Origin of the sequence: Streptomyces sp. NPDC002785 (assembly GCF_040295565.1) — a bacterium.
In the GTDB taxonomy this organism is placed as follows: Bacteria; Actinomycetota; Actinomycetes; order Streptomycetales; family Streptomycetaceae; genus Streptomyces.
In genome coordinates, this window is record NZ_JBEOVN010000257.1 from 1 (window position 1) to 8,932 (window position 8,932).

Genomic DNA, 8,932 nt, shown 5'->3' on the forward strand with positions numbered 1-8,932 from the left:
ACTGGCAGAAACCGCTGGCCACCCCCAAGCGAAAGATGTCCCGTCACGATGCCGCCGGTATCGCGATCGGACGACGCGCCCTCGGACACCCGATCAGGCGTCGGATGGCACCGCCCCCACACGACCGGAGTGATCGTGCGGGGCATCGGACCGTCCAGGCCGAACGAGGTGACCGGGGGCGTGAGGGAACCCGCCCACCCGCAACGGACCGGCCCCCTGGAGGGCCGTCGCCGAACGGGAAGCGAAAGCGGGAACCCAGCGCATCCAAAACCGTTCGGGATGCGCCCAGTACGCAACAGTGGGTCCAGGACTCACTCATGCACACTGGTTAGGAACGGTACAGCCAGCTCCACCGTGGTCGGGGAGAGGCCCTCACTCCGGTGGCGGGCGACCCCCCGTAACGTGATGAGGCATGAGCACCACTCCCACCCCGCTGACGCTCGCCATCCGGCGTTCGTGGGATGCGTCGCGCTATCTGTTCATCGGCATCGCGATCGCGCTGCTCGCGTACGTGGGCACGTTCCTGGTGGTGGCGGTTCTGCTGTTCGCCGCCGCGATCATCGGGCTGCCCGCCCTGCCCGAGGCCGCGAAGGTGCTGCGCCGGTTCGCGGAGTTCGAACGCCGCAGGGCGGCCGCGCGACTCGGCGTTCCGTTCACACCGACGCCGTATCCGTCGCTGGACCGCGGTGAACTCTCGGAGCGGGTCCGGCGTGTCCTCACCGACCCGACGGTCTGGCGCGACGCGCTCTGGCTGCCGATCCAAGCGCTCATGGGCAATGTCCTCGGCTACCTGACGATGGTGCTGTGGCCGGTCGGGCTCCTCGTCGACGGGGCCGCGCTGTCCGTCGTACACCTGCTGGACCGGCGGTCCGCCGACAAGTACGGGACGCCGCACCCCGTGCGTCAGGGGTGGGTACTGCGCTGGCATCCCGTACTCGCGGATCTGTCGGCGAGCTGGACCCTGTCCCTGCTCACCTCCTCGCCGTCCACCGCACTCGCCGACCGGATCGCCCAGCTGACCGAGAGCCGCGCCGGGGCGGTCGAGGCGCACGGGGCCGAACTGCGCCGCATCGAACGGGATCTGCACGACGGCGCCCAGGCCAGGATCGTGGCCCTGTCGATGCGCATCGGCCTCGCCAAGCAGCTCCTGGACCGCGACCCGGCCGCCGCGCGCATCCGCCTGGACGAGGCTCAGGACGGCGCGGAGGAGGCCCTCGCGGAACTGCGACACGTGGTGCGCGGCATCCATCCGCCCGTGCTGACGGACCGTGGACTGGCGGGAGCTGTGAGGGCGTTGGCCGCCGATGTCGGCGTGCCCGTCACCGCGGAGCTCGACGGCGTGGAGGACGGGCGACGGCTGCCGGCCGCGATCGAGGCCGCCGCCTACTTCGTCATCGCCGAGGCCCTCACCAACATCAGCAAACACAGCGGCGCCACGGCCGCGACCGTACGGATCGACCGGACCCCTGGCACCCTGCGGGTGGCCATCGGCGACGATGGTCACGGCGGCGCGGACGAACGCGCCGGCAGCGGGCTGGTCGGAATCAGGCGACGGATAGCTGCCCTCGACGGCACCACCCGCATCAACAGCCCCACCGGGGGGCCGACGGAAATCGAAGTGGAGCTGCCGTGCGGATCGTGATCGCCGAGGACAATGCGCTGCTGAGGGAGGGGCTGATCCTGCTGCTCACCAGCTCGGGCCACGAGGTGGTGGCCGACGCCGCGACCGGGCCCGAGGTGCTTCCCGCCCTGCTGGAACACCGCCCGGACGCCGCCGTGCTCGACGTACGACTCCCGCCCACCTTCCGCGACGAGGGGCTGCGCGCCGCACTCGCCGCCCGCACGCAGATGCCCGAACTGCCGATCCTGGTCCTCTCGCAGTACGTCGAGGAGACCTACGCCGCCGAGCTCCTCGCCCAGGGCGCCCAGGGCATCGGCTACCTGCTGAAGGACCGGGTGGGCCGGGTCGACCAGTTCCTCCAGGCGCTCGACCGGGTGGCGGATGGCGGCACGGCGCTCGACCCCGAGGTCGTGACCCAGCTGCTGACCCGCAAGTCGTCGGCCGAACCCCTGCAGAGCCTCACACCGCGCGAGCGCGAAGTCCTGGAACTGATGGCACAGGGCAAGGCGAACGGCACCATCGCCACCGAACTGGTGGTGACGGAAAGGGCCGTGAGCAAGCACATCGGCTCGATCTTCGCCAAGCTCGGCCTGGAACCGGACGACGGCACGGTCCACCGGCGGGTGCTCGCGGTGCTTGCGTACCTGGAGGGCAAGGGCAAGGGCAAGGGCACGCGCTGAGCGTGCTGGGGCCATTGCCTCACGCGGGCCGGAGCAGGTCCCAGCGGTTGCCGTACAGGTCCTCGAAGACCGCCACCGATCCATATGCCTCGTGCCGCGGCTCCTCCAGGAACCGCACACCGGCGGCCAGCATCCGCGCGTGGTCGCCCGCGAAGTCCTCGGTGTGCAGGAAGAAGCCGACCCGGCCGCCCGTCTGCGCGCCGACGCATCCCCGCTGCGTCTCGTCCTTGGCGCGTGCCAGCAGCAGCCCCGTCCCCTCCGTGCCGCGCGGCCGCACGACCACCCAGCGTGAGCCGTCGCCCCGGTCGGTGTCCTCCACCAGCTCGAAGCCGAGGGCGTCCGTGTAGAAGGAGACGGCTTCGTCGTAGTCGCGGACGACCAGGGTGACCAGGGCGATGTGCGGCATGAGGCTCCTCGGGCGGAAGGCGGGTCATGATGGGGCGAGCCAGTTCGTCATACGTAACACTACCCACCCCTGCGGGAACTGCGTCGACCGCACCACCATGACGTCCGTGGGGCACTCACCGGGACAAGAACTGGCCCTCGCTCGCGTGGACCGGCGCGCGAGGGCAGGATGCTGTATGCCGTGTCGCGTCGCCAGGAGGTCCCGCATGTCCAGCCCGAACCAGCCCGTACCGTTCACCGCCGACGACTACCGGGCCCGGATGGCGCGTGCCGTCGAGAGCGCCGCCGAGGCCGGGCTCGCGGGAGTGCTGGTCGCCCCCGGACCTGATCTCGTGTACCTCACCGGCTACCAGCCCGTGAACACCGAACGCCTCACCGTCCTCGTCCTCACGTCCGGCCAGGACCCGGTTCTCGTCGTCCCCACCCTGGAGGCCCCGGACGCCGAGCAGGCCGTCGGCGCACCCGCCCTCACCCTCCGGGACTGGACCGACGGCAAGGACCCCTACGCCGTCACCGCCCCGCTGCTCGACGGCCGGGGCCGGTTCGGGATCAGCGACAACGCCTGGGCGATGCACCTGCTCGGGCTGCAGCGGACGCTCCCGGACACCTCGTACGTCTCCCTCACCGAGGCCCTGCCGATGCTGCGCGCGGTGAAGGACGCCGCCGAGCTGGAGCGGATCGCTGCCGCCGGGGCCGCCGCCGACGCCACGTACGGCGAGATCCTCAAGGTGCGCTTCGCCGGCCGCAAGGAGACCGACATCGCCGCCGATCTGGCCGGTCTGCTCAAGCAGTTCGGGCACTCCCAGGTCGACTTCACCGTCGTCGGCTCCGGCCCGAACGGCGCCAATCCGCACCATGAGGCGGGCGACCGCACCATCGAGCGGGGTGACATGGTCGTGCTCGACTTCGGCGGCCTCAAGCACGGCTACGGCTCCGACACCTCCCGTACGGTCCATGTCGGCGAACCCACCGCCGAGGAGCAGCGGGTCCACGACATCGTGCGGGAGGCCCAGGAGGCGGGCTGTAACGCGGTCCGGCCCGGCGTCGCCTGCCAGGAGATCGACCGGGTGGCCCGCGCCGTCATCACCGAGTTCGGCTACGGCGAGCGCTTCATCCACCGGACCGGTCACGGGATCGGCGTCACCACCCACGAACCGCCGTACATGATCGAGGGCGAGGAACAGCCACTGGTGCCCGGGATGTGCTTCTCCGTGGAGCCTGGCATCTATCTGCCGGGCCGGTTCGGTGTCCGGATCGAGGACATCGTGACCGTGACTCAGGACGGCGGCCGACGCCTCAACAGCACCGCGCGCGAAATGGCGATCGTCGAGTAACCGGACGCGGTGGCCATGTCCGTACGAGTCGGAGCGCACTCGAAGGCAAGGGCCCTGCCGCGCGTTCCCGGAAATCAGTCGTCGGCCAGCACCACGCACGACTCCGGCGGCAGATGCAGCAGCCCGTCGTCGCCCGGGGCTTCCACCGGCTCCCACGCGGCCACCACCCTGCCTCCGGCTCCCAGGAGCCGGCCGCCGCCGAGCGGGATCGCGGCCGGCTTCTCGTCGAGGTTGACCGCGATTCGCAGATCTCCCCTCCGGTACGCCAGCCAGCGCGCCTGCTCGTCGTGTGCGGTCCGCACCGACGCCAGATCCGGGTCGGAGAGGTCGGGCAGGGTGCGGCGCAGTGCGATCAGCTCGCGGTGCCAGGCGTGCAGACGGGCGTGCGGCTCCTGAGCCGGTTCGCTCCAGTCCAGGCAGGAGCGGTTACGGGTGGCCGGGTCCTGCGGGTCCGGAATGTCGTCCGCCACCCAGCCGTGTGCCGCGAACTCCCGCCGTCTGCCGCTCCGGACTGCCTCGGCGAGCGCGGGATCGGTGTGGTCGGTGAAGAACTGCCAGGGGGTGCGGGCGCCCCACTCCTCGCCCATGAACAGCATCGGGGTGAAGGGCCCGGTCAGTACGAGGGTCGCGGCGCAGGCCAGCAGACCGGGGGAGAGCGTGGCGGAGAGCCGGTCGCCCAGTGCCCGGTTGCCGATCTGGTCGTGGGTCTGGGCGTAGCCGACGAAGCGGTGGGCCGGGGTGCGGGCGATGTCGACGGGGCGGCCGTGGGTACGGCCGCGGAAGCTGGAGTACGTACCGTTGTGGAAGAACGCGCTCGTCACGGTCTTGGCGACGGCGGCCAGCGGGGCGGCGGCGAAGTCCGCGTAGTAGCCCTGGGACTCACCGGCCAGCGAAGTGTGCAGGGCGTGGTGGAAGTCGTCGTTCCACTGGGCGTGCAGGCCGATGCCGCCGGCTTCGCGCGGTGTCGTCGTCCGCGGGTCGCAGAGGTCGGACTCGGCGATCAGCGAGAGCGGACGGCCGAGTTCGGCGGCGAGCGCGTCGGTCGCCGCGGACAACTCCTCCAGGAAGGTCAGCGCCCGCGTGTCGGCCAGGGCATGGACCGCGTCCAGCCGCAGCCCGTCGAGCCGGTAGTCGCGCAGCCAGGCGCGCGCGCTGCCCAGCAGATAGGCCCGCACCTCGTCCGAACCGGGGGCGTCGAGGTTGACCGCCGCGCCCCACGGTGTGTGGTGGGTCTCGGTGAAGTACGGGCCGAAGGCCGGAAGGTAATTGCCGGACGGGCCGAGGTGGTTGTGGACCACGTCCAGGACGACGGCGATCCCGAGGCCATGCGCCGTGTCGACAAAACGCTTGAGTCCCTCCGGGCCGCCGTACGGCTCGTGCACGGCCCAGAGCGACACTCCCTCGTACCCCCACCCGTGGGTACCGGGGAAGGGGCAGACCGGCATCAGCGACACATGGGTGATGCCCAGTTCGGAGAGATGGCCGAGCCGGGCCGCCGCGGCGTCGAAGGTGCCCTCGTCGGTGTACGTACCGATGTGCAGCTCGTACAGGACGGCGCCCGGGAGCCCCCGGCCCGCCCAGTGGTTGCGCCAGGTGTACGCCGAGTGGTCGACGACGGCGCTCTCGCCGTCCGGCCCGTCCGGCTGGCGGCGCGAGCGTGGATCGGGCAGCACCGGCCCGTCGGCCCCGCCGCCCTCGCCACCGTTCAGCACAAAGCCGTAGCGGTCCCCGTCCGACGCCTCAGCCTCGGCCGTCCACCAGCCGGCCCGTACGGGATCACGCTCCATTGCCCGCCGCACACCCGCCAGCCGCAGTTCGACCGAGTCCATATCCGGTGCCCATACCTCGAACAGCATGCAACGCTCCTCGTCTCCTCGCCCCCGTGCCCCCATGGTCGGCATCAGCCGCGACGGCTGACTCGCGACACTGGATCGAGCCCGTTACTGGCGATTAAGGTCTGGTTCTGATCATTGCCCCGCCAGGTTCTGCTCAATACGCACTCCTCAATACGCACTCCCTTCCCTACGCACTCCCTCTCTTACGGTTGTGGAGGCCGAGATGAATGTGCCGTCGTTCCTTCAACCGGGACACGGCCTACCGCTTCGCCGAGTACGCGGGCATCGTCGCCGAACGCCTCGCCGACCGCGTACCGATGTGGATCACCATCAACGAACCGGCCGAAGTGACGATGCTCGGCTACCCCCTCGGCGAGCACGCACCGGGCCGCACCCTCCTCTTCGACGCCCTGCCCGCCGCCCACCACCAGCTCCTCGCCCACGGCCTGGCCGTACGCGCCCTGCGCGGCGCGGGCGCGGACAACATCGGCATCGCCGTCTCGCACAGCCCCGTCTGGACCGAGGGCGCCGGCAAGCGGTTCGGCCTGGTCCACATCGACTACGAGACGCTGCGGCGGACGCCCAAGGACTCGTACGCCTGGTACCGCGATCTGATCCGTGTGCAGAAGACCGGCACCGGCGGCTCAGCCCACTGACCCGCCCGGCACCGGCGGCTCAGCCGCTCGCCATCAGCTCGTCAAGCTCCGGCAACGTGCCCCGGAGGTGCCCGGATCTTACGAACGGTCCCCTGTGTGATCAATACTTCGCGCCATGGTTGCTTCATGGTGGTCCCGGGCCCGACTGGGGATCTTTGTGCACTGGACGCCCGCCTCCGTACCGGGCTGGGCCCCGCCGTACGTCCCCGCGGACGAGCTGCCCCTGGCGGGGCGCCGCTCGCCGCTCGGCTGGACGTCGTACGCCGAGTGGTACGAGAACGCGCTCCGCTTCCCCGACAGCCCCGTCCGCGCCCACCACCGCGCGACCTACGGCACCCGCCCGTACACCGCCTTCGGGGGCGACTTCAACGACGCCCTGGACACCTGGGACCCCACCGCCTGGGCCCGCAGCTTCCGCGCCGCGGGCGCCTGCTACGCCGTCCTCGTCACCAAGCACCACGATGGATTCTGTCTCTGGCCCTCCGGGGCCGGGAACCCGCACCGCACCGGCTGGCACACCACGCGCGACGTGGTCGGTGAATTCTCCGAAGCCGTACGGGCCGAGGGGCTGCGCTTCGGCGTCTACTACTCCGGCGGTCTCGACTGGACCTTCGACGACCGTCCCATCGGCACCGGCGCGGACACCGTCTCGGCCGTCCCGCGCGGCAGCTACCCCGCTTACGCGGGTGCCCAGGTGCGCGAGCTGATCCGCCGCTACCACCCCGACATCCTCTGGAACGACATCGCCTGGCCCGGTTCCCGCACCGACGTCCAGCGGCTCGTGGAGTACTACCGCTTCACCGTCCCGCACGGAGTCGTCAACGACCGGCTGTTCCCGTACGCGCCGATGTGGCGTGCACTGCAACTCCCGGGCGCCAAGACCCTGTACGACCGCTGGGAGCGCCGCACCATCGCCCAGGGCGAGGGCTTCGTCCCGCGCAAACCCCCGTACTACGACTTCCGTACGCCCGAATTCGCCCGCTACACCGGCCCCGACCCGTACGAGATCACCCGTGGCATCGACCACAGCTTCGGCTACAACCGCAACTCCCCGCCCGAGGCGTTCCTCGGCCGGGACGCGCTTGACTCGCTGGTACGGAAGACGGTGTCCGCGGGCGGCAATCTGCTGCTCAATGTGGGGCCGCGCGGCGAGGATGCGACGATCCCCGCCGAGCAGCAGCTCCGCCTGGACTGGCTGGCGGAACTCACCCCTGAACTCACACCAGATTGATGCGTTCCTGGCTGATGCCATGCCCGGCCCGGGCGAACGCGACGGCCATCGGTACGTTGCCCCGGTCGGTGGCGCCCGCGATGAACTCGGCGCCCTCAGCGGCCAGGAAGTGCGTGCACTCCGCGAGCAGGTCGTACCCGTAGCCGTGCCCGCGCTGCTCGGGTACGACCCCGATGAAGCCGATGCACGGTCCGGACGGGTTGTGGGCGGGAACATGGATGCCCGCAAGCTCACCGCCGGGGGTGTACGCCAGCTGCCACCAGGAGCGCGGCGAGGGACACCAGTGGAAGAAGTCGAGTTCCTCCTGCGCCGCCTGCTCCAGACCGCCGGGGCCCTCGATGGCACGCCGGGCATGCGCGTCCAGTGTGACGGAGTGGACCCGGCGCAGCAAGTCGAGGATCACTGCGTCGTCCGGCTCCGGGCGGAAGACCAGCCGGCCGGGCCGCTCGGGCAGGCCGGACTCCGGCGTCCACCTGTAGCAGTACCGCTCGACCAGCGGCTTCATCCCGGCCGCGCGGGCGGCGTCGATCCGGACCTCGGCGGCGGTCCTGACGTCGGGCCGCTCCCGCCAGTCGGCCGGCAGGTTCAGCTCGTACTCGGCGTACAGCGGTGCGCGGCGCAGCAGTTCGGTGCCCGCCGCGTCCTCGCCGTCGGCGAAGTCGAACCAGTTGAGCAGCACCGGCTCGGTGTCGTCGGGCGCCGCCCACCAGGCGGCCCGGGCCACCACGACACCGTCGCGCAGGGCGATCCAGCTCCACTCGGGGCGGTACTCGCCGCCGTTCTGCAATGTGACATACCGGTGCCCGAAGGCGGCGCGGCCGACGAGATCACGGCCTTGCAGGGTGTGGAAAAGATGTGCGTCGCTCTCGGTGAGCGCGCGGATGACCAGATCGGTCATGGAAGAGTCCTCCGGAAGAAGCGATGCGCTCCCGGTCAGACCGAAACCGAAACCGCCCGGCGAACGGGACGGGAGCGCGGGAATGAAGTGGTGTGGATACGCACTGTTCTCGCCTCCTTCCTCGATTCTCGGGCGGGTGGTCACCGTAACCGACAGTCCGGCGGACCGTCCACCGGATTACCGGGACTCTTGCAGAAAGCCCCGGCGTTCACGGCGGGTATGAATGCATCTCGGGGCTGCTCTGACCTGCACTTCAGAGCGGGCGTTTTTGC

At 70.7% G+C, this 8,932-nt stretch carries 7 protein-coding genes and 2 pseudogenes; 6 read left to right on the plus strand and 3 right to left on the minus strand.

Features of this window, described 5'->3' with window-relative positions; all coding sequences use genetic code 11:
• The 3 genes and pseudogenes from ABTZ94_RS34055 to ABTZ94_RS34065 all read left to right on the plus strand — a co-directional run.
• Positions 1 to 332: pseudogene (locus ABTZ94_RS34055) on the plus strand (IS200/IS605 family accessory protein TnpB-related protein); the annotation flags it as partial.
• An 80-nt stretch (positions 333 to 412) separates the two neighbouring features.
• On the plus strand, positions 413 to 1,642 hold the full coding sequence (locus ABTZ94_RS34060; RefSeq protein WP_351206759.1) for a sensor histidine kinase: 1,230 nt from the start codon (positions 413 to 415) through the stop codon (positions 1,640 to 1,642).
• Positions 1,630 to 2,301: a LuxR C-terminal-related transcriptional regulator gene (locus ABTZ94_RS34065; RefSeq protein WP_351206761.1), complete on the plus strand. Its 672-nt coding sequence runs from the start codon at positions 1,630 to 1,632 to the stop codon at positions 2,299 to 2,301. The genes ABTZ94_RS34060 and ABTZ94_RS34065 overlap by 13 nt, the downstream gene beginning before the upstream one ends.
• Positions 2,302 to 2,320: 19 nt before the next feature.
• Here the strand turns inward: ABTZ94_RS34065 and ABTZ94_RS34070 are convergent, their stop codons facing one another.
• Positions 2,321 to 2,707 (minus strand): VOC family protein, encoded by a 387-nt coding sequence (locus ABTZ94_RS34070; protein ID WP_351206763.1) that lies wholly within the window; start codon positions 2,705 to 2,707, stop codon positions 2,321 to 2,323.
• A gap of 205 nt (positions 2,708 to 2,912) precedes the next feature.
• Here ABTZ94_RS34070 and ABTZ94_RS34075 point away from each other — a divergent pair, with 205 nt between their 5' ends.
• Positions 2,913 to 4,040: a M24 family metallopeptidase gene (locus tag ABTZ94_RS34075; RefSeq protein WP_351206765.1), complete on the plus strand. Its 1,128-nt coding sequence runs from the start codon at positions 2,913 to 2,915 to the stop codon at positions 4,038 to 4,040.
• A gap of 74 nt (positions 4,041 to 4,114) precedes the next feature.
• Here ABTZ94_RS34075 and treZ read toward each other — a convergent pair whose 3' ends face one another.
• Positions 4,115 to 5,896 (minus strand): malto-oligosyltrehalose trehalohydrolase, encoded by a 1,782-nt coding sequence (gene treZ / locus ABTZ94_RS34080; RefSeq protein ID WP_351206767.1) that lies wholly within the window; start codon positions 5,894 to 5,896, stop codon positions 4,115 to 4,117.
• 224 nt (positions 5,897 to 6,120) lie between these two features.
• Here treZ and ABTZ94_RS34085 point away from each other — a divergent pair.
• Positions 6,121 to 6,531, plus strand: a pseudogene (locus ABTZ94_RS34085) (family 1 glycosylhydrolase); the annotation flags it as partial.
• Between the two features lie 115 nt (positions 6,532 to 6,646).
• Positions 6,647 to 7,762: an alpha-L-fucosidase gene (locus ABTZ94_RS34095; protein WP_351206769.1), complete on the plus strand. Its 1,116-nt coding sequence runs from the start codon at positions 6,647 to 6,649 to the stop codon at positions 7,760 to 7,762.
• Here the strand turns inward: ABTZ94_RS34095 and ABTZ94_RS34100 are convergent.
• Entirely contained in the window at positions 7,749 to 8,660 is a 912-nt protein-coding gene (locus ABTZ94_RS34100) for a GNAT family N-acetyltransferase (protein ID WP_351206771.1), read from the minus strand. The genes ABTZ94_RS34095 and ABTZ94_RS34100 overlap by 14 nt on opposite strands.
• Positions 8,661 to 8,932: the final 272 nt, after the last annotated feature.